General features: G+C 42.6%; 20 protein-coding genes and 1 other RNA gene. 7 read left to right on the top strand and 14 right to left on the bottom strand.

The genetic code is table 11. From position 1 onward, the window contains the following. Nucleotides 1–116: 116 nt before the first annotated feature. The 4 genes from ssrS to MKY10_RS11285 all read right to left on the bottom strand — a co-directional run bounded on the left by ssrS (nucleotide 117) and on the right by MKY10_RS11285 (nucleotide 2215). A non-coding RNA gene (gene ssrS, locus MKY10_RS11300) (6S RNA) lies at nucleotides 117–303 on the bottom strand. Nucleotides 304–539: 236 nt separating this feature from the next. Further along, nucleotides 540–1166 carry an FMN-dependent NADH-azoreductase AzoJ gene (azoJ, locus tag MKY10_RS11295; RefSeq protein ID WP_015251906.1) on the bottom strand — a complete coding sequence of 209 codons (627 nt, stop codon included), beginning with the start codon at nucleotides 1164–1166 and terminating at the stop codon, nucleotides 540–542. Between the two features lie 150 nt (nucleotides 1167–1316). After that, nucleotides 1317–1808 carry a TraR/DksA family transcriptional regulator gene (locus MKY10_RS11290; protein WP_044052512.1) on the bottom strand — a complete coding sequence of 164 codons (492 nt, stop codon included), beginning with the start codon at nucleotides 1806–1808 and terminating at the stop codon, nucleotides 1317–1319. 74 nt (nucleotides 1809–1882) lie between these two features. Continuing rightward, nucleotides 1883–2215, bottom strand: a complete 333-nt coding sequence (locus tag MKY10_RS11285; RefSeq protein ID WP_003231257.1) for a hypothetical protein — start codon at nucleotides 2213–2215, stop codon at nucleotides 1883–1885. A 77-nt stretch (nucleotides 2216–2292) separates the two neighbouring features. Between MKY10_RS11285 and MKY10_RS11280 the strand changes: the two genes are divergently transcribed. After that, the gene (locus MKY10_RS11280) at nucleotides 2293–2520 is read left to right on the top strand and encodes a hypothetical protein (protein WP_004399329.1); all 228 of its coding nucleotides are present in this window, start codon (nucleotides 2293–2295) and stop codon (nucleotides 2518–2520) included. Here MKY10_RS11280 and yocM read toward each other — a convergent pair. Further along, nucleotides 2507–2983: a salt stress-responsive protein YocM gene (gene yocM / locus MKY10_RS11275; protein WP_003231255.1), complete on the bottom strand. Its 477-nt coding sequence runs from the start codon at nucleotides 2981–2983 to the stop codon at nucleotides 2507–2509. The two genes, MKY10_RS11280 and yocM, sit on opposite strands and share 14 nt — an antisense overlap. Before the next feature lie 66 nt (nucleotides 2984–3049). Between yocM and MKY10_RS11270 the strand changes: the two genes are divergently transcribed. Together MKY10_RS11270 and MKY10_RS11265 are read left to right on the top strand one after the other, a co-directional pair. Next, nucleotides 3050–3313, top strand: coding sequence for a hypothetical protein (locus tag MKY10_RS11270; RefSeq protein ID WP_004399338.1), 264 nt, complete (start codon nucleotides 3050–3052; stop codon nucleotides 3311–3313). 4 nt (nucleotides 3314–3317) lie between these two features. Further along, a complete protein-coding gene (locus MKY10_RS11265; RefSeq protein ID WP_003231251.1) occupies nucleotides 3318–3551 on the top strand; it encodes a hypothetical protein in 234 nt (77 codons plus the stop codon). 86 nt (nucleotides 3552–3637) lie between these two features. On the opposite strand, the gene MKY10_RS11260 is transcribed toward MKY10_RS11265, so the two are convergent. Next, nucleotides 3638–3982: a PH domain-containing protein gene (locus MKY10_RS11260; RefSeq protein ID WP_003220141.1), complete on the bottom strand. Its 345-nt coding sequence runs from the start codon at nucleotides 3980–3982 to the stop codon at nucleotides 3638–3640. 353 nt (nucleotides 3983–4335) lie between these two features. After that, nucleotides 4336–4539 (bottom strand): DUF6501 family protein, encoded by a 204-nt coding sequence (locus MKY10_RS11255; RefSeq protein ID WP_003231245.1) that lies wholly within the window; start codon nucleotides 4537–4539, stop codon nucleotides 4336–4338. Nucleotides 4540–4768: 229 nt separating this feature from the next. On the opposite strand from MKY10_RS11255, the gene dhaS reads away from it, so the two are divergent. The 3 genes from dhaS (at nucleotide 4769) to MKY10_RS11240 (ending at nucleotide 9090) form a co-directional block, all read left to right on the top strand. Then, on the top strand, nucleotides 4769–6256 hold the full coding sequence (gene dhaS / locus MKY10_RS11250; protein WP_015714095.1) for an aldehyde dehydrogenase DhaS: 1488 nt from the start codon (nucleotides 4769–4771) through the stop codon (nucleotides 6254–6256). 100 nt (nucleotides 6257–6356) lie between these two features. Beyond that, a complete protein-coding gene (sqhC, locus tag MKY10_RS11245; protein WP_048655127.1) occupies nucleotides 6357–8255 on the top strand; it encodes a sporulenol synthase in 1899 nt (632 codons plus the stop codon). Beyond that, nucleotides 8245–9090, top strand: a complete 846-nt coding sequence (locus MKY10_RS11240; RefSeq protein WP_015251901.1) for a superoxide dismutase — start codon at nucleotides 8245–8247, stop codon at nucleotides 9088–9090. Before sqhC ends, MKY10_RS11240 begins: the two co-directional genes overlap by 11 nt. A gap of 32 nt (nucleotides 9091–9122) precedes the next feature. Here the strand turns inward: MKY10_RS11240 and MKY10_RS11235 are convergent, their stop codons facing one another. Beyond that, a complete protein-coding gene (locus MKY10_RS11235) occupies nucleotides 9123–10460 on the bottom strand; it encodes a sodium-dependent transporter (protein ID WP_014480024.1) in 1338 nt (445 codons plus the stop codon). A 218-nt stretch (nucleotides 10461–10678) separates the two neighbouring features. Between MKY10_RS11235 and MKY10_RS11230 the strand changes: the two genes are divergently transcribed. Further along, the gene (locus tag MKY10_RS11230) at nucleotides 10679–11644 is read left to right on the top strand and encodes a bile acid:sodium symporter family protein (RefSeq protein ID WP_004399225.1); all 966 of its coding nucleotides are present in this window, start codon (nucleotides 10679–10681) and stop codon (nucleotides 11642–11644) included. Between the two features lie 49 nt (nucleotides 11645–11693). On the opposite strand, the gene odhB is transcribed toward MKY10_RS11230, so the two are convergent. From odhB to cwlS, 6 genes are all read right to left on the bottom strand, one after another. After that, nucleotides 11694–12947 carry a 2-oxoglutarate dehydrogenase complex dihydrolipoyllysine-residue succinyltransferase gene (odhB, locus tag MKY10_RS11225; RefSeq protein ID WP_015251900.1) on the bottom strand — a complete coding sequence of 418 codons (1254 nt, stop codon included), beginning with the start codon at nucleotides 12945–12947 and terminating at the stop codon, nucleotides 11694–11696. A 15-nt stretch (nucleotides 12948–12962) separates the two neighbouring features. Next, complete coding sequence (sucA, locus tag MKY10_RS11220) at nucleotides 12963–15797, bottom strand: 2-oxoglutarate dehydrogenase E1 component (RefSeq protein WP_048655126.1); 2835 nt, start codon at nucleotides 15795–15797, stop codon at nucleotides 12963–12965. Nucleotides 15798–16025: 228 nt separating this feature from the next. Continuing rightward, nucleotides 16026–17942 (bottom strand): nitric oxide reductase activation protein NorD, encoded by a 1917-nt coding sequence (locus MKY10_RS11215; protein WP_044052511.1) that lies wholly within the window; start codon nucleotides 17940–17942, stop codon nucleotides 16026–16028. Between the two features lie 10 nt (nucleotides 17943–17952). Further along, entirely contained in the window at nucleotides 17953–18867 is a 915-nt protein-coding gene (locus MKY10_RS11210; protein ID WP_015251896.1) for a MoxR family ATPase, read from the bottom strand. Between the two features lie 63 nt (nucleotides 18868–18930). Next, a complete protein-coding gene (locus MKY10_RS11205) occupies nucleotides 18931–19521 on the bottom strand; it encodes a superoxide dismutase family protein (protein WP_015251895.1) in 591 nt (196 codons plus the stop codon). A 92-nt stretch (nucleotides 19522–19613) separates the two neighbouring features. Further along, a complete protein-coding gene (gene cwlS / locus MKY10_RS11200; RefSeq protein WP_015251894.1) occupies nucleotides 19614–20858 on the bottom strand; it encodes a D-gamma-glutamyl-meso-diaminopimelic acid endopeptidase CwlS in 1245 nt (414 codons plus the stop codon). Nucleotides 20859–20983 lie beyond the last annotated feature (125 nt).

Raw genomic sequence — 20983 nt, 5'->3', positions numbered from 1 at the left:
AATTTCTCCCATCATATCATAAAAAAGCGGCCTTCATTTCTTTCACATAAAAATGGAATATTCACTATACCAAACCTTTTTAGATAAAATAAAAAGCCATTTCCGAAAAGGAAATGGCTTTCGCTACGTCTTGCCGTATGCAAGTAAGAAAGTTTTAAACCACCACTCCTCAAAGTGGGTGTTTGCAGAAACGTTCCTGTCGTCCTCTGCAATGGAGGCATGACATTCCGGCTTCGATATAAAACTCCCTATTACAGCTTAAAGGTTAAAACTTAATTAACAATACGCACAAAGTAGCTTCTTTAATATAGTACACCATCAGGCGCTTTTAATCAAGAGGCCAAAACAATTGTTTAGAAAAACTTTTTCCAGTGAATAAAACTGCTTTTTCTCCAAAATACCTGACAATTCGACAAATAAAAAATATATTACAATAAAAAAAACAGCCTTTTTCGCTAAAAGCGAATGATTATTTTCTTCTATATTAATGTGTATATACAAAAAGACTCCTATTTGTAACGATAGGAGTCTTGGCTTTATTAGAATTTTGCAGCAAGATCTTTTGCTTCTTGTAAACCTTTTTCAACGATTTCTTGCGCTTGATCAGGTGCTGCGTTATGTCCTTCGATGACAACTGTGTGCAAGTCTTGAACACCCCAGAAACCAAGAACTGTTTTCATGAAGTTTAATGACATTTCAAGTGCAGCCATTGGTCCTTCTGAGTAGACACCGCCGCGAGCGTTAAGAAGCGCAACTTTTTTGCCGCCCATTAAACCGACTGGTCCTTCTTGTGTGTATTTGAATGTAACGCCTGCGCGAGACAGATAATCAACATAAGTATGAAGCACTGCTGGCACTGTGAAGTTCCAAAGCGGGAATGCGAAAACAACTTTGTCAGCTTTTACAAACTGGTCCAGATATTTGTCAGCAATTGCTGCTTGTTTTTTCTCATCTTCTGTCATTTCCATTCCTTGACCTGCTTTAAATGTTCCGTTAATCATATCTCTGCCAAGGTAAGGAAGGTTTTCCTTATGAAGATCTAATTCAACCACTTCATCATTAGGGTTGTTTTCTTTATAAGCAGCTAAGAAAGCTTCGTAAAGTTTAGTTGAAACGCCTTCTTCAGCTGTACGGTCGCTTGATTTTACAAATAAAACTGTAGACATTTGTATTCCTCCCGGTAAACTTTTTATATTTACTTACAAATAGTATGTTACTTTCTTTTTTACGTAAAGTCAATCACTTTATTTTGAATATGAGATTTTTTTTCAAAAAAAAGCAAGTACATCTAATATCGGTGTACTTGCTTGCCATTTTTACTTCGAATCTTGTTCACGATCCAAGATTTCATACGTCTGCGAGCTTTTTTGATCAATTGTTTCTTTGTTGGATAAGTCTTTTACCTGTTTATGAAACTCTCTTTCATAAGAAGGAGCATCTGTCTCCAGATCATCCTCCACATCAGCTTGGGCCTCAACTGTCATTCTTGCATAAGGAACAGCTTCAAGTCTTTCGTAAGGAATCTCTTGGCCGGTTTTTTCACACACGCCATAAGTTCCGTCTTTCATCTTTTGTAATGCACGGTTGACCTCCTCTAACAGCTCCCGGTCAATCTCTTTCACTGTTTGGTCTGTCATCCGGTCTGTGACGAGCGTCCCGTGGTCTGCCATATGGTTGTCAACCCCATTGGAAAGCTCCCCCACTTCTTCCGTCATTGATTCTGTTTCCTTTTTCTCGCCAGACAATTCTTTTTGCATATCGAGCAATTTATGATAGAGATGCTGTGTTTGTTCTTTTGTCAGTGCCATGTATATCCTCTCCTTTCTATCCTGTTTCCCGTTTTGCCTTCTGTCAAACATGGAAACATCGATGGAAAGATGAGCTACTGCCTTTTTGAACGGATCGTGACCGCTGGCGTCGATGGTGCTTCGGGTTTTCGTTGGCACTTTTTGTCCTTCTCTTCTGGCGGTATATAATAGGTTGCGCCTATATTTAATCTGCCGCTCAGTTCATCAATGGTCAGCTCGCCGAATTCAAGATGATAGTCAACTTTTTCGACATTCAGCGTTTCAATATGTATATAGGTTTCTTCAGACTCTTGTTTGCTGCTTTGTTTTTGTTTCTCAATCACTGAGAGTCTTTCTTCACATTCACGCAGTTTGTCAAGTTCTGGTTTCAAGCAATGCCTGATCAGCGACCGGAACATTTTTTTCATGACATCACGACCCTTTGCATACTCCTCTTTCGTCTACATATATAATGAGGTATATCCCATAGAAAGGAGAGGTTTTCATGCTTCCGACTAACATCAATATTTCTCATCTCAAGACTAACTCGATAGGCACCGGCTCATCCCTTACCTTTGGTTCTGCGGAGTTAAGGAACAGGTGCTCTGCTATCAAAAGAAATAACGGTTTTGGGGAACAAAATGCAGATGGTATTGTTATGGTCATTCCGATTGAATCAATTGATGACCGTGATGTGTCAGATGCACTCAGTATGAAAATCAATCATCAATAACAATGGTTTTCGCTTGACCTTCGTCTTTTTGAATAGTGATGTATAGGATTCCGTCTTTAAAAATGGCATTCATCTTTCCATGAAGATGATCGGAAAGCGGAATTTTCTTTTCAAAACTTCCGTATTTCCCTTCTTTTTGGCGAAAGTCCTGTTCATTAAAATAGGAAAAGCGCTGCCCCTTCACCACTAAATAATCTCCGTACGATAATATGTGAACGTCTTGTTTACGGTAGCCTGGAAGATAAATTAAAAACTGCACTTCCGCAACGGTATCTACAATATCCATGCTCGGAAATGAAGCATCTCCTTTCCCTCGCTGATCTTGCTGCGCAAACGGAAACGGAGATTGGCCATTTGTCATAAAAGGGGTTTTTTGGTCTTCATCAAATACCTGTTTCCAAAAGTCACCGCCGTACATCTGCTGTGCGAATTCCATCCACTGCTTCATCTTTTCGAAATCCATTTGAAGCCCCCTGTCTTAACATACTTTATAACCGCCAGCATACAACTATAGAAAGGAGGTTTGCCTGTGGTTCAACCAACTCCGTATATCAATATTAATATTTTCATGCTGAAAATTAATTCCTTTGAAAATGCTTCAGCGGTTAACGTAGGACAAAATTTATTGGCAGAATGGCAAAATTCAGATAAAAAAAATCAAGGCTACGGACAGAATTTTGGAGATGCGAGCGGATTTATGGGCACGAGAAGCCATGTGGATGACAGAGACCAAATTGATTCTCCGGCCTCTTTTGAAAGTGAAGCGGTTAACTCCTCAATCAAAAGGAAGTGATGAGATGTTCTTTTCACCCTCCGTCGTAAATGTCGGCGGATTTAAAATCAATACGATGGATCGAGGTTCCTCTTTAACACTCGGTCCGTATCAGCAGGTCGATTACTTTTTATCAGCTAAAATAAATCAAGGGTTTGGAGAAGAAAATGGCGACTTTACTCCTCTTGTCGTACCGATTTCAAATGTATTAGATGCAGATCTTGTTGATTCGAACTCAGCGAAAAACAGTGTGGTGTAATAAGAACAGGGCGCACATGCCCTGTTCTTTTTTATATATATAAAAAAAAGCCTAACCATTTTTTGAACGGCTGGCTCATCAAATATTCAGCTGCACAAATGCTTTGTCAGCACCGCCTGAACCTCGCTTAAATCGGTGTCTTTCGCAAATTCTAATTCGAACGTTTTGCTTCTTGTCATCAATAAAAGCCCAGTGTCCGGATCAAACATTCCCGCTTCTTGGATGGCAAAGCTTTCAATTGTTTTATATGGAAGAAATACACGAACCTTCTTTTTGGAAAACATTTTATTGTCAAAGAAAATGATCCGCTTATTTGTAAAGCAAATTTGGTCCACTCGGAGCTTATAAATCGATTCTATTCTTTCCCCTTCAACGAGCAAAGCCTCAAGCTTCTTTGCGTCCGTTGATCTGCTAACAGAAAAAATACCCAATGAAGAACCCCTCTTTCTGCATTTATCTATTTGTTTTATCATTCACTACATAAAAATAAGTCCTTTATCCCTATATAAGAATACGACATAGAAGACATTTAAACCATTACGAACAGATTACATTTTTCAAATTTTTGATTTGTTTTTTGGCTTTTAAGCTGTTGTCATCAAGTAATACGCACATATAGAGAAAAAAGTTTCAATATTCAGCAATGTTTTTATAAAAAAGCGGTTTTTAATGATTTTTTTAATTTTGTTTTATATTTCCTGTTTTAACCACAAAAAAACCGCAGCTGAGCTGCGGATTATGTATCGATGTTTTAACAAAATCTGTCTGATGCTTCAAGGAAGCATTACATCTCTTCGAAGTATTCTTTATAATAGCCGCCGACTTTATTCGTATTGTCGACCACAAAGAGAAACTCCTCTGTTTCATTTTTTACTTCATATTCTTTTCCCGGCGTTAAAACGCGGTTTACGATATATTTTTTTGCGTTTGTCTGCACACACTTTACTTTTTTAATTGTTTCTTTTTCAAGCCAATTTTTATGAATCATGATGAAATCTCCTTTTCTTATCTATAAGCATATTGTAGCTTTTTTCTTTTGTAAATTGCAATATCGGTTATTCATTGATTTTGCCTTGATTCCTATTATAGAATGTTTGTATACGCTTACGTTTGAAGCAACTATCACAGCTTATTTCTGCTATTCAATCCAGGAATCAATGTGCTATCACCAAGAATCTCAGAACAGACCATAAAAAATGACTGGAGGTTTGTTACGGATGAGTTCTTTAACGATGCAAGTGACGAAAAGGCTGGAGACATTTTTACAGGGAACAAAGAAGCTTTATATTGACGGAAAGTTTGTTCCGAGTGCCTCAGGGGCAACCTTTGACACTCCAAACCCGGCTACCGGCGAAACCTTGATGACGCTGTATGAAGCCCAGGCTGCGGATGTGGACAAAGCGGTTAAAGCTGCCCGGAAAGCCTTTGACCAAGGTGAATGGAGAACAATGTCTCCAGCTTCGAGAAGCAGACTGATGTATAAGCTGGCAGACTTAATGGAAGAGCATAAAACTGAGCTTGCTCAGCTTGAAACACTTGATAATGGGAAACCGATCAATGAAACGACTAATGGAGATATTCCGCTGGCTATTGAGCATATGCGCTATTACGCCGGCTGGTGTACAAAAATAACAGGACAGACGATTCCGGTTTCCGGCGCTTATTTTAATTATACGCGTCATGAGCCTGTCGGTGTCGTCGGCCAGATCATTCCATGGAATTTCCCGCTCCTGATGGCGATGTGGAAAATGGGCGCGGCACTTGCAACAGGCTGTACAATCGTCCTCAAACCGGCTGAACAAACACCGCTTTCAGCTCTTTATTTGGCAGAATTAATTGACCAAGCCGGTTTCCCTGCCGGTGTAATCAACATCATCCCAGGATTCGGTGAAGATGCGGGAGAAGCGCTGACGAACCACGAAGCGGTTGATAAAATTGCCTTTACCGGTTCCACTGAAATCGGAAAGAAAATCATGTCCACCGCAGCGAAAAGCATTAAGCGTGTTACATTGGAGCTGGGCGGAAAATCGCCTAATATTCTTCTGCCGGATGCGAATTTGAAAAAAGCCATCCCGGGCGCTTTAAACGGTGTGATGTTTAACCAGGGCCAAGTCTGCTGTGCGGGCTCACGTGTCTTCATTCATAAAGACCAATATGATGAAGTTGTTGATGAAATGGCGTCCTATGCTGAGTCACTCCGCCAAGGAGCGGGACTTCATAAAGATACTCAAATCGGGCCTCTCGTAAGCAAGGAACAGCATGAGCGCGTTCTTTCCTATATTCAAAAAGGAAAAGATGAAGGAGCAAAAGCAGTGACCGGCGGAAGCTGTCCTTTTGAAGCAGGATATTTTGTCGCACCGACTGTGTTTGCGAATGTTGAAGACGAAATGACCATCGCAAAAGAAGAAATTTTCGGACCCGTGCTGACTGCAATTCCGTACGAAACTGTCGATGAAGTTATTGAACGGGCAAACCATTCAGAATATGGGCTTGCGGCCGGACTATGGACAGAGAACGTCAAGCAGGCTCATTATATCGCGGACCGACTTCAAGCCGGAACCGTTTGGGTGAACTGCTATAATGTGTTTGACGCGGCGTCTCCATTTGGCGGTTATAAACAGTCAGGACTCGGACGAGAAATGGGATCATATGCCTTGGATAATTACACAGAAGTCAAAAGTGTATGGATAAACCTTGAAGACTAACATGTATGTTTAAAAAACTGCTGCCTGCCAGCAGTTTTTTTCTTTCTGTAATGGCAGTAAAAGACGCTGAATATATATGCTTCTGAAGGAGTTGAGCGTGATGGGCACACTTCAGGAGAAAGTGAGGCGTTTTCAAAAGAAAACCATTACGGAGTTAAGAGATAGGCAAAATGCTGATGGTTCATGGACATTTTGCTTTGAAGGACCAATCATGACAAATTCCTTTTTTATTTTGCTCCTTACCTCACTAGATGAAGGCGAAAATGAAAAAGAACTGATATCATCCCTTGCAGCCGGCATTCATGCAAAACAGCAGCCAGACGGCACATTTATCAACTATCCCGATGAAACGCGCGGAAATCTAACGGCTACCGTCCAAGGATATGTCGGGATGCTGGCTTCAGGATGTTTTCACAGATCTGAGCCGCACATGAAGAAAGCTGAACAATTTATCATCTCACATGGCGGTTTGAGACATGTTCATTTCATGACAAAATGGATGCTTGCCGCGAACGGGCTTTATCCTTGGCCTGCTTTGTATTTACCATTATCACTCATGGCGCTCCCCCCAACATTGCCGATTCATTTCTATCAGTTCAGCTCATATGCCCGTATTCATTTTGCTCCTATGGCTGTAACACTCAATCAGCGATTTGTCCTTATTAACCGCAATATTTCATCTCTTCGCCATCTCGATCCGCACATGACAAAAAATCCTTTCACTTGGCTTCGGTCTGATGCTTTCGAAGAAAGAGATCTCACGTCTATTTTGTCACATTGGAAACGCGTTTTTCATGCACCATTTGCTTTTCAGCAGCTGGGCCTACAGACAGCTAAAACGTATATGCTGGAGCGGATTGAAAAAGATGGAACATTATACAGCTATGCGAGCGCAACCATATATATGGTTTACAGCCTTCTGTCACTTGGTGTGTCACGCTATTCTCCTGTTATCAGGAGGGCGATTACCGGCATTAAATCACTGGTGACTAAATGCAACGGGGTTCCTTATCTGGAAAACTCTACTTCAACTGTTTGGGATACAGCTCTAATCAGCTATGCCCTACAAAAAAATGGTGTGACCGAAACGGATGGCTCTGTTACAAAAGCAGCCGACTTTTTGCTAGAACGCCAGCATACCAAAACAGCAGATTGGTCTGTCAAAAATCCAAATTCAGTTCCTGGCGGCTGGGGGTTTTCAAACATTAATACAAATAACCCTGACTGTGACGACACTGCAGCCGTTTTAAAGGCGATTCCCCGCAATCATTCTCCTGCAGCATGGGAGCGGGGGGTATCTTGGCTTTTATCGATGCAAAACAATGACGGCGGATTTTCTGCTTTCGAAAAAAACGTGAACCATCCGCTGATCCGCCTGCTGCCGCTTGAATCCGCCGAGGACGCTGCAGTTGACCCTTCAACCGCCGACCTCACCGGACGTGTACTGCACTTTTTAGGCGAGAAAGTTGGCTTCACAAAAAAACATCAACATATTCAACGCGCTGTGAACTGGCTTTTCGAACATCAGGAACAAAATGGGTCATGGTACGGCAGATGGGGTGTTTGCTACATTTACGGCACTTGGGCTGCTCTTACTGGTATGCATGCATGCGGGGTTGACCGAAAGCATCTCGGTATACAAAAGGCTCTGCGTTGGCTCAAATCCATACAAAATGATGACGGAAGCTGGGGAGAATCCTGCAAAAGCGCCGAAATCAAAACATATGTACCGCTTCATAGAGGAACCATTGTACAAACGGCCTGGGCTTTAGACGCTTTGCTCACATATGAAAATTCCGAACACCCGTCTGTTGTGAAAGGCATGCAATACCTTACCGACAGCAATTCGCATAGCGCCGATAGCCTCGCGTATCCAGCAGGGATCGGATTGCCAAAACAATTTTATATTCGCTATCACAGTTATCCATTTGTATTCTCTTTGCTGGCTGTCGGAAAGTATTTAGATTCTATTGAAAAGGAGACAGCAAATGAAACGTGAATCTTATCAAACGGAGATGTTCAATTGGTGTGAAGCCCTGAAAGATCAGATTCAAAAGCGAGGACAGCTTGACCAGTTTGAAGATCAAATCGACAAGATGATTGAGGCTCTGGAAGATGATCAAACAACAGAAGAAGATTGGTATAAACAGGCCGCTGCCCTTTATCGGGATATTACAGAATCAGATGATACAAGTGAAAGACGCGCTTATGTCCCTATAGGGAAACACGTGCTGCCAAAGCTTCCTTACAAATACTCCGCCTTAGAACCTTATATTTCACGCGATATTATGGTCCTTCATCATACAAAACATCATCAAAGCTATGTCGATGGCCTGAACAAAGCAGAATCAGAGCTTAAAAAAGCGAGAGCGACAAAGAATTATGACTTAATCACTCATTGGGAAAGAGAGCTTGCGTTCCATGGAGCAGGCCATTATTTGCATAGTATTTTTTGGTTTTCTATGCATCCAAACGGAAAACGGCGTCCTACAGGGGCATTGTTCCAAATGATAGACCTTTCATTTGGAAGCTATTCCGCTTTTAAAGAACATTTTACCCAGGCCGCTAAAAAAGTGGAAGGTGTCGGCTGGGCCATTCTGGTCTGGGCACCTCGATCAGGACGGCTGGAGATTTTAACGGCAGAAAAACACCAGCTCTTTAGCCAATGGGATGTGATCCCCCTTTTACCGCTTGACGTATGGGAGCATGCCTACTATTTGCAATACAAAAATGACCGGGCCAGCTATGTCGATCACTGGTGGAATGTCGTGGATTGGCGCGAGGCTGAAAAACGTTTTGAGCAGGCAAAAGAAGTCGTTTGGAAGCTCTATTAAAAAAAGCCCCCTTTCTCCGGGGGCTTCGTGTTTTAAAAAATCCCTACCACATGCAAAAACACGATGATAATGGCAACAGGAGATAAATATCGAATGAGCAGCAGCCAAACCGCAAACCACTTTCGTTTGAGATTGGAACCGCTTTTCAGCTCGTCAAACAAATCCTGTTTCGGTATTTTTAGCGGGACAAAAATCGAAATCAGTAACGCACCTAACGGCATTAAAATATTGCTCACAAGATAGTCGGCCGCATCAAAAATAGACAGATGAAATATAGAGACGTCACTTAAGACACCGTATGACAATGCAGACGGCACACCGACAATAAAAATAGCAATTCCGCCTAACCAAGCGAATCGTTTTCTCTTATTGACATCACCTTTCGACAGTACTGCGACCAAAATTTCCAGCATTGAAAAAGCAGATGTCAATGCAGCAAATAAAAATAGAAGTAAAAATGCTAATAAAAAGATAATTCCGAACGGCATTTGATTAAACACAGTCGGCAGCACGTTAAATAACAGAACCGGGCCTTGGTCTGGTTTGAGGCCGAATGAAAAGACAGCTGGAAAAATCGCAATTCCGGCCATTACAGCAACAAGCATGTTCATAACAGTTACAGATACAGCGGACTGTACCAGATTTTCCTGTTTCTCTAAATAAGCGCTATACGTTACCATGACAGATACACCGACACTTAATAAGAAAAAGGATTGTCCCATTGCATATAAAATGGTATTGGCATCAATTGCAGTTAAATCAGGCATCAGGAAAAATTTGATTCCTTCCATCGCGCCATCAAGTGTAACCGAACGCACCATTAAAATAATGAATAATAGAAAAAGCGCCGGCATTAATACTTGGCTTGCTTTTTCAATTCCGCTGCTTACCCCTTTTGCAACAACTAAAATTGTTACCACCATAAAGAGCAGCTGGCCTCCTACAGCCAAATAAGGATTTGAAATGGTACTTGCAAATATCGTATCAAAACCAGATGTTTGCGATAAACCGCCAGTGAAGCCTTTTATAATATAAATTAAAATCCATCCGCCTACGACACTGTAGAAAGATAGAAGAATAAAGCACGTCACCATGCCTAAATAACCGATCCAATGCCACTTCGTTCCTGGAGCAAGTGTTTTATAGGACTGAACGGCATCTTTCTGTGTTCTTCTGCCTATGATGAATTCACCTAACAATAAAGGCAGTCCGATTAAAACCGTAAATAAAATAAAAATAAGTAAAAATGCGCCTCCTCCGCTGGTTCCGGCAACATATGGGAATTTCCATATCGCACCAAGCCCGATAGCTGATCCTGCCGCGGCTAAAATAAAGCCGAGCTTCGAAGACCATTGATTTGCTTCCTTCACCGTATCACTCCTATTTGATCTAACCATTATAAAGGTTCATTGTAAGAATATCTTCCTATATAGTCAAGAACATTTTAATTAGTTTACATTATATATCTATAGACATCTGCTAAAAACTAATATTGAATTATTCAGAAAATTATTTATAATAAGAGAATGTTATGAAATTTGTAAGAATTTCTGCTGAAGTTCTTGATAAGTGTGTTAGGAGTGTTTTTATGGACATCATTAGAAAAATAAGTCATTTTGCAGGACAAACCTTTGGCATATGGGTCATTGTTTTTGCAGTGCTGGGATTTTCTTTCCCATCTTTATTTACGTGGATCAGTTCTTATATTACGATTTTTCTTGGCATTATCATGTTTGGGATGGGCCTTACACTGCAAGCCGATGATTTCAAAGAGCTGGTCAGAAAGCCTTGGCAAGTTATTATTGGAGTAATAGCTCAGTATACGATCATGCCGCTCGTTGCTTTCGGCCTCGCATTTGGGCTTCATCTTCCAGCTGAAATCGCAGTTGGTGTTATTCTTGTCGGCTGCTGTCCCGGGGGAACTGCATCTAATGTTATGACATTCTTAGCAAAAGGAAATACTGCCCTTTCTGTTGCGGTTACGACAATTTCTACCTTATTGGCACCTGTTGTAACACCGTTGTTGATTATGCTGTTTGCCAAAGAATGGCTTCCTGTCTCGCCGGGGTCTTTGTTTATCTCAATTTTACAGGCGGTTTTATTTCCGATCATTGCAGGTCTGATTGTCAAAATGTTTTTCAGAAAACAAGTGGCAAAAGCCGTACATGCCCTTCCGCTTGTTTCTGTCATTGGCATCGTTGCGATTGTCTCAGCTGTCGTCAGCGGCAATCGGGAAAATCTGCTTCAATCGGGGTTGCTCATTTTTTCAGTTGTTATCCTGCATAACGGTATCGGTTATTTACTTGGGTTTCTTTGTGCAAAGCTTTTAAAAATGGATTACCCGTCTCAAAAAGCGATTGCAATCGAAGTCGGCATGCAAAACTCCGGACTTGGGGCTGCACTTGCCACGGCTCATTTCTCACCGCTATCTGCCGTACCAAGCGCAATATTCAGTGTGTGGCATAACCTTTCAGGTTCTATGCTTGCAACATATTGGTCAAAAAAAGTGAAAAAGAAACAAGCTGGATCCAAAAGCAGCAATCTATCACTTTAAATATGCATCAAAAAAGGTACATCACGATAAAGTGATGTACCCTTTTTTATTATCCTTCTAATAAAAGCTGTTCAGGATCTTCCAGTAAATTTTTGATTGTCACGAGGAAACCAACCGCTTCTTTACCGTCTACAATTCGGTGATCATAAGATAAAGCGATATACATCATCGGACGGTTTTCGAAACGCTCTTCATCAATGGCTACAGGGCGCAACTGAATCTTATGCATGCCCAGTATACCGACTTGCGGGCTGTTTAAAATTGGAGTTGACATCAATGAACCGAAAGTCCCTCCGTTTGTAATCGTGAAGGAGCCTCCCTGAAGCTCGCTAAGGGTTAATTTATTGTTTCTTGCTTTTTTCGCAAGCTCGCCGATCTCTTTTTCGATTCCTGCAAATGTCAGGCGATCCGCATCCCGCACAACCGGAACGACAAGGCCTTCATCAGCAGCAACAGCGATTCCGATATCGTAGAATTTTTTAACGATCAACTCATCGCCTTGAATTTCTGCATTCAACAGCGGATATTTTTTCAATGCAGCCACGACCGCTTTCGTGAAGAAAGACATAAAGCCGAGCTTCACTTCATTTTGCTCAAAGAATTGATCTTTGCGGCGTTTTCTGAGATTCATGACAGCCGTCATGTCCACTTCATTAAATGTGGTCAGCATCGCTGATGTTTGCTGTACCTCTACAAGGCGTTTTGCAATCGTTTGTCTGCGGCGTGACATTTTTTGCACTTCAACAGGTTTGTCAAAGCTTTGCTGTGCTTTTTGAGCCTGAGACTGCTGCTTTTGCTGAGGAGCCGGTTTTGATGCCGGTTTTTCGTACGCTTCGACATCCTGCTTGCGCACTCTTCCAAGCGGATCTCCAGTTGGAACTTGAGACAGGTCAATTCCTTTTTCTCTCGCAAGCTTACGGGCCGACGGAGAAGCGATCGTTCTTGATTTTGCTTCAGATTGTGCTTCCTCGCTCACCTCTTGTGCAGCTGGTTCAGCCTGTTTCTCTTCTTTTACGCTTTCCTTGCTTTCTGCTTTCTCTGTAGGAGCAGGGGCAGAACTTTCACCCGCGCCTTCTGAAATCGTACCGATAATTTCTCCGACCTGGACGGTATCACCCGAATCTTTCAATACCTCTTGAAGTACACCCGATTCTTCTGCTGTCAATTCAACATTCACTTTATCCGTTTCTAGTTCAAGCAGATATTCACCCTGTTCTACATAGTCACCAGGCTGCTTTAACCATTGGGCTATTGTTCCTTCTGAGATTGATTCTGCTAATTCAGGTACCTTAATTTCCGCCATTTTTTCATTTCCCCCTTAGTTTTTGCGAGTCAAGCTATCAGATACAATACGTTCCTGTTCTTTTTTATGAACTGTCGGATCTCCCTCTGCAGGGCTGGATCGTCTTCTGCGTCCAATATATTGAACGCTTACTCCCTCTGGTGCAATCTCTGTCAAATACGGGCTGATATAACCCCAAGCCCCCATGTTCTGCGGCTCTTCCTGCACCCAAACGATTTCTTTCAGGTTCGGAAGTTTTGCAAATAATTCTTTGACTCCTTTTGCCGGGAATGGATACAGCTGTTCGATTCTCGCAATGTGAAGCCACTCTTTACCGTCTTCTAACTTATTAAAATGATCACTGATGTCTATAGACACTTTACCGCTGGATAATACAAGTCTGGTTACTTTTTCATAGTCATGAGAAAGTCCCGACTGTTCATAAACAGGCTGGAAGCGGCTTTCGCTGAGCTCCTGCACTTCCGACACCGTATTTGGGTTGCGAAGAAGGCTCTTCGGCGTCATAATGACGAGCGGTCTAATTTCTTCACGAAGCAGCATTTTAGCCTGTCTTCTTAAAATATGGAAATACTGTGCCGCGCTTGTCAGGTTGGCAACCGTCCAGTTGTTTTCCGCTGCAAGCTGCAGGAATCGCTCGATTCTTCCGCTTGAGTGCTCAGGCCCCTGTCCTTCGTAACCGTGCGGAAGCAGCATGACTAATCCGGATTTTTGGCCCCATTTCGCGCGTCCGGCAGAAATAAATTGGTCAAAATACACTTGAGCAGCGTTGGCAAAATCTCCGTACTGTGCTTCCCACAAAACAAGCGTTTCCGGTGAATGCACGTTATAGCCGTATTCAAAACCGAGAACCGATCCTTCAGACAGCGGGCTGTTATGAACAGCAAATGATGTGCTGCAGTCAGATAAGTGATGAAGCGGCACAAATTCTTTGCCCGTCTCACTGTCATGAAGCACAAGGTTTCTTTGGGCGAACGTTCCGCGCTCGGAATCCTGTCCGGTTAAACGAATCGGTGTTCCGTCTTTCAAAATTGAAGCAAACGCGAGTGATTCTGCCAAAGACCATTCCACTTTTCTGTCATCATCGAACGCCTTGGCGCGTCTTTCTAAAATGCGCTTTAGCTTGCCGAAAACATTAAATGACTCCGGCCAGTTGATCAATTCGCCATTCAGCTTGCGGAGCACATCAAAATCAATCGAAGTGTCCACATCTGGGAAACCGTTTGATACAGGCTCTGGAAGTTCAATTTCACAAGCAGTGTGTTCCTTTTTAGACGGAACTTTCTGATATGCATCCTCAATGCGCTTCGTTACCGATTTTTCGATGTTTTGAACGACTTCCTCGGTAAGCACGCCTTCTTTTACCAGCTTTTCAGCGAAAATTTGTTTGACGGTCGGATGCTTTCTGACAGCATCATACAGCATTGGCTGAGTGGTTGACGGTTCATCCATTTCGTTGTGTCCATAGCGTCTATACCCGATCAAATCAATCAGAAAATCCTTGTTGAATGTTTTTCGGTATTCGACCGCAAACTTAACAGCTGAAAGACAAGCTTCAGGATCGTCCGCATTCACGTGAACAATCGGAATTTCATAACCCTTGGCCAGGTCGCTGGCATATTTTGTCGATCTGGATTCAGCGCTTTCTGTTGTGAATCCGATCATGTTATTGGCGATAATATGAATCGCACCGCCTACTTGATACCCTTTTAAAGAGCTTAAATTCAATGTTTCAGCTACAATTCCTTCCCCAGGAAATGCAGCGTCTCCATGGATTAAAATGGCCAGCGATTTTGTTTCATCTTGTACCGGGTATCCGCTTTGTGTTCGCGTTTCCTGTGCCGCTCTTGTGCTGCCTTCAACAATCGGATTGATAAATTCCAAGTGGCTCGGGTTGTTCGCTAACGTAATGCGCGCTGATTTTGTTTCAGCGTCTTGAAGCTCCCGATTCGCCCCCAAATGGTATTTGACATCCCCTGTCCATCCGTAGCTGATTCCAATTGATCCCTCAGACGGGACAAGATCTTTATTCGGCGCATGCTGGAATTCAGAGAAGATGATTTCATACGGTTTGCCGAGCACATGTGCCAAGACATTCAGGCGTCCCCTGTGCGCCATCCCGATGTTGACGCTTGTCGTGCCTGATTTGACAGATTGTGCAATAATGTCATCAAGCACTGGAACAAGAGCGTCCAGACCCTCAATGGAAAAGCGCTTCTGCCCGACGAATGTGCGGTGCAAAAACTGCTCGAAGCCCTCTACTTCAGTCAGTCTTTCCAGCACAGCCGACAGCTTTTCAGCTGAGTTCTTCTGGAACAGCTCGCCAGATTCAATCTTTCTTGTCAGCCACTCGCGCTCTTTGAAGTCATGCACATGGTCAAATTCAAAAGAGATGGTTCTTTTATACGTATTTCGTAAATACTGAATGGCTTCTAAACCGTTCGTAATGTTTTTAGGAGCGTCTTTGCAGATGACAGACGCAGGTATTGCTTTTATTTCCTCTTCTGTTAGCCCGTAATCGGATAATGGAAAAAGTTCGCTCTTTTTCCCATCCTTTCTGAGCGGATTGACGGAAGCGTTCAAATGGCCATAGGTTCGGATATCTTCTGCAAGTCTGACTGCGGATGCGATCTTTTGAATCAGATCGGCTGTAACACGTCCCTTTTCTTTTGTTCCCGAGGCCTCTTTTATATCGCTTGGCGGAGCACCGAGCTCGTCGAACATTTCCTTCAAATCCGGGTCAATGCTGTCCGGATCCTGGGTATATTGATCGTAAAGCTCCAGCGCATAGCCGAGGTTCGGACCGTAAAAATCTTCCCAATTCATTCGTTGTTTCATACTATTTTGAAACATTTGAATATTACCCCCAACTTAGATAATCAAGTGATTGATTCACTATCTTGAAATAACTTTCGAACGCTGTGTCCAAAATTATGTAATAAAAACGCTTCCAACGATATTTTACCACTGTTTGCAATTTGATTCTACCTTGATTGTTCACAAAATAGTAAAAAACCTTTATAAAAAACAAAAAATTTAATCATTCGAAAAAACAAACGCCAAAAAGCATAGGATTAAGGGCTACCCTATGCTTTTATGAAGCAGTTTTTTCAGCAGCGGATACAGAACATCCGGTAACTGATCAACATCCGGGACAAATATACTGAATTTTCCGTACATATCCTGGATCGTCTTCATTTGCGATTCTTCTATTTCTGAGTTGGAGAGAAAAACATTTATCACTTCTATTCCTCTTTTTCGGGCTTCGATAACCGCCTCACTTGTATCGACGATCCCATTTTGTTCGTAGCCAAATGCGGCCGGCTCTCCATCTGAGAAAACAATTAAGAACTTTTGCGCCTCGCTGCGATGCAGCATTTTTTTCGTCATCTGCCTAATTGCGTACCCGTCACGGTTATCTTCTTCTGGCTCAAGCTGCATAATGGCCGGTCCAGACTCTTGTCTTAATGATGATCGGAAGGGAATAACCGTATTGAAATAGTTTGGCTGGCTTGTTTCGGTTGCATCATTTGTGTCCTCCCAGAACCCGACAATCTGATGCGGAACCGCTACCGATTTCAACGCTTCGTGAAACAGCACGATTCCTCGTTTTGTTTCGTCCATTTTGTCGAACATGCTGGCTGAACAATCGACCAGCAATGTAAAAACTGCGTCGATTTCTGAAGATGGTTCTTGCTTTTTGTAGAACAGGCGCGGATTTCGCTCAGTGAAGTAGCGAAGAAGCTTATTGTTCAGTCTCCCGGCATGAAGGTCTGTTCTCGGCAATGTTTTTTTATGTTCAAGCGTTTTTTGAATCATTTGTTTCAAACGCTTTTGATACGATTCAATCGTTTTTGCCTGCTGTTTATAAGAAAGCTCTTCTTCACTGGTTGCCGGCTGCGGTTCTTTATAAATTGGAAATGCATATTTATTTTCTTTGCCGTCAGCCATACCCGCTCCGTTCGGCTGGTCTTTTTGGGACTCCAGCGCTTCCAGCTTGGAATAGTCTTTCCGTTTCGTTTGTCTGGCTGATCCTTGAACAGAGCCAAGGGCCTGATCTCCATCGTCGCCTTCCCTTGAAGCATCTTTTCCTAAATCTGATTTTGCGCCGTGTTCAATATCAAATTGAAGGAAGCTTTTGGACGGTGCTTCTGTTTCCCTGTGCCATGTCGGCATTTCTTCTTCATGGATATCCTCATCACCGTCTGATTGTTTTGGAAGCGTGATGTCATCACTCAGCTTCGGCGCTTTTTTCTCTTCTTCAAATAACGGCTGTTCTGCAGCTTTTGCGTAGTCAAGCTCAGGCAAAAAGAAGTAGGTGTTCAACATGTCTTTATCGAGCACCTCTTCAAGCCCGTCCATGAGGTCCTCAACAATTTTCAGAACCTGCCGTGTCGAATCTGCTTCATACACACGCAAGAGCTGCTGCTCAATAAACGGGCGCATCAGATCGATATCTTCACGCATGGACGGAAGAGTCTCGAGCGGCGATTCCGCTGTGAGCTTGACATAGATCGCGCAAAAGAGCGCATCGGTAAAAATGCTTCGTTCCAAATTTAAGGTCAGCTGAGTTGAGAAATGTTTTCTGTACATGTCTTTTCGCTTCGCAAATACATGTTTCGTACCCGGACGCTCATGTTTGATGCATTCTTCGATCCTAATGTCTTCAAGCAGCATAAAGAGCTGCTTGGCAAAACTTTTAAAGGTGAGATGACGATGGATATCATTCAAAAAGTTCGCAAACTCATGCAGCGAGCTATATCTTGTTCCGACTGAACGCAGGTAGACGTCGCTTTTCAGACCCGCTTCCATGTCCTCAGCTGCCCTGTCTTTCCAAAAGTGGCTCATATAGATTTTCTTTTCAAATGGATTGTAATAGGACTGAACGCCATACTCCACTTCTACCGCTTCACTCTTGGTGAGTGTTTTGGCCAAATCAGTCAGCATCATAAATAAAAATGAATCAATCGTGCTGTCGTTAAATTTGATAAATTTCATCGCAGCCCCCTCATTCAAACAGAGTTTCTGCAATATTTCGGACGGCCGCTTTTTCCCGATCATCATCAAGCTTTTCTACAATTCCCCGCTCAATGGCACGACGCGGCGGAATATAAGCAGCTAAATCACATGTATCGAGTAAAGCTCTGATGGATGCCGCTTCTTCAGACACCTGTCCGTTATTGGCCTGAACGATCAAGTCAGAGGAAAGCGTGATAAATCTGTCAATCAATTTCTCGTCTTTCAGGGCTGACTGAGACATGAGCACTTGTTTCAGCAGCTCGCCTTTAATATAAGGCACATCAATGATGACAAAACGGTTTTTCAACGCTTCATTCAGAGGAACAGTTCCGACATAGCCTTCATTGATGGCTGCAATGACTCCGAAACCGCTTTTAGCCCGTATGACCTCGCCTGTAAACGGATTTGTCATCATTTTTCTGTAATCTAATACACCGTTTAAAATAGGCAGTGTTTCTGGCTTCGCCATATTGATTTCATCTATATAAAGAAAATGGCCTTCCTTCATTGCCTTTGTAACAGGTCCTGAAACAAACTCGATTGTCGCCTGGCCAGATTGATTTTCAATCGTTTTATAACCGACCAATGCCTCAGCATCCAAGTCGACTGAACAGTTGACGCTGTGCATCGGTTTATGAAAATAGCTGGACAATGTTTCTGCCAACTTTGTTTTTCCTGAACCTGTAGGCCCTTTCAGCAGGACATTTTTCCCCATGGCTAATGCAATAATGGCGTCAAATAGAATGGCTTCATCCTCCGCCTCATAGCCTGATGTTCCTATAAGCGATTGAAACTCCGGGGAAATAGGCTGCTCTTTATATGATAAAAGCTTTTGTTGTATATCTTCCGGCAATGTTAAGTGCTGTAGTTGAGTTGTCATAGACAGATTCCCTTTCCTATTCATATTCCATTAACGAGTATACTAAAAAAGCCCCTGTATGCTCAATACAAAAGGGCTTGGATGATATTACTGCTTCTCGTTATTTCCCAAAAGGGCTCCGCAGACAATACGCGCACCGGAATTGCCGCTTGGGTTTGTCAGATAATCGTCCGCTTGTTCATGAATAATAAATGCACTTCCGTCCTCGTCGAGAATATTTAGTTTACTTCCTTTTTTCAGTGAAGTGTCAGGCGCATTCATTATGACATCTACCTTTCCATCAGCACCGACTTCAAGGTTCGGCAGATCTCCGGCATGATGCCCCATCGGATTATTGAAGCCGTGTTCTTTGTTCAGCGGATTAAAGGGACCGCCCGCTGATTCAAAATCCGGCCTGACACAAGAACCTTTCTCATAAATATGAAAACCGAGAGAAGCACCTGGACGCAGGCTGTTTGCGGAAATATGAATATCGAGGCCTTCATCATCTGATTCTTTGATCTCTATAAAGCCGACTGCTTTCCCTTCACGATTGACCAACTGGACATGATGACCAAACGCTGACGTTTCAACCACTTTTTTTTCCGGCACCCGGTTAGGAGGGTCTGGAGGTTTTTTTTGTCCGCATCCGGCAACTCCCAGTGCCGTCAGCATCATCAACAGCAAGAGACGGTACATACTGTCTCCCCCTTGTTTTTTCTAACAGTGTGGTCAATCATTGTCTGGTATAAACAAAAAAGCCTATAAAAGGCTTTTTGTCATACTCATTTTTAAAAATAACTTCTTGCGCCCAAGTACCGCTGTTTCCAATACGAATTGCTGAGATTGGAAATGTCGACGCCCGATGAGCTTGCATGAATAAAATCACCGCCGCCTAGATAAATCCCCATGTGAGACGGGCCGGATTTATATGTGGTAAAGAAGACAAAGTCTCCTACTGACGGCTGGCTGACCTTCTGCATGACATTCCAATATCCTGCCGTACTCAATCTTGATATAGATGATACATTATTAATGAGGTAATAAATGAAGCCGCTGCAATCAAAACCGGCAGGCGTGTTTCCGCCCCATCGGTAAGGCACTCCAACATATTTTTTCGCTTCCGTTATCATTCTGTCAATCTTCGAGCCTATTTGAATGTTTGACCCTGAGTTATCTTTTGGCTTTGTTGGCTTTGTCGGATTTGAAGGATTAGATTTTGATGCTCCCGAAATAGTCAGAACCTGCCCGATTTGCAGCACATCCGATGATAAATTATTCTTATCACGGATGCTTTGGACAGTGACTCCGAGCCGATTTGCAATTTTCCACAGCGAATCGCCTGCTTTTACCTTGTACGTCGTTGTTTTTGAGGGATTGGAGTTTGACGGCTTTTTTGAACCGCTGTTTCCGCTCTTCGGTGAGCTGCTTCCTTTTATTTTGAGCACCTGTTTAGGGTAAAGTGTATCTGATGTTAAGCCATTTAAGGTTTTTAATTCGGCTACAGTCATATTTAAGCTGTTTGCGATTTTCCACAGTGAGTCACCAAGCTTGACCGTATATGTACTTTTTGAAGAACCTGAAGAATTGGAACCGCTGTTTTTCTTTGATCCATTTGATCCGCTTGAACGGCTTGTCCCTTTGATCTTAAGCTTTTGCCCCGGACGAATCAGGTCACTGCTCAGGCTGTTTAAGCTTTTAAGCTCAGAAACACTCATTTTATGATTTTTAGCAATCATCCATAGGGAATCACCATATGCAACTGTGTATGTTGATGTTTTGCTTGAATTAGATGGGGATGTCGTGCTTTTTTTGCTGCTTTCAGGAACCTTAAGGCTTTGTCCGACATAAAGCACCGTTGATTTCAATTTGTTTTCGGATTTCAGAGCTGATATTGTCGTATCATACTGGCGGGAAAGCTTCCAAAGAGAGTCACCGCTTTTTACTTTTATCGTTTTTGCTTCCGCGGGTGCTGCGGCCATCGACGACCCAACAACTGCAGAAACAGCCAAGCCGGCTACAATCTTCTTTTTCATTCATTCAACCTCCTAAACTGTTTTTTTGCAAAAACAGCTAGTATTTTGTTTCCAAAAATGGCACACAACTGTTTTATCGTCAATTTTTCAGCAAGTTAAACCCTTTTCAAACATTTGGCGCAGCA

The organism is Bacillus sp. FSL P4-0290, from assembly GCF_037975435.1.
GTDB lineage: Bacteria > Bacillota > Bacilli > Bacillales > Bacillaceae > Bacillus > Bacillus subtilis.
This window is presented reverse-complemented; position numbering and strand designations above follow the sequence as displayed.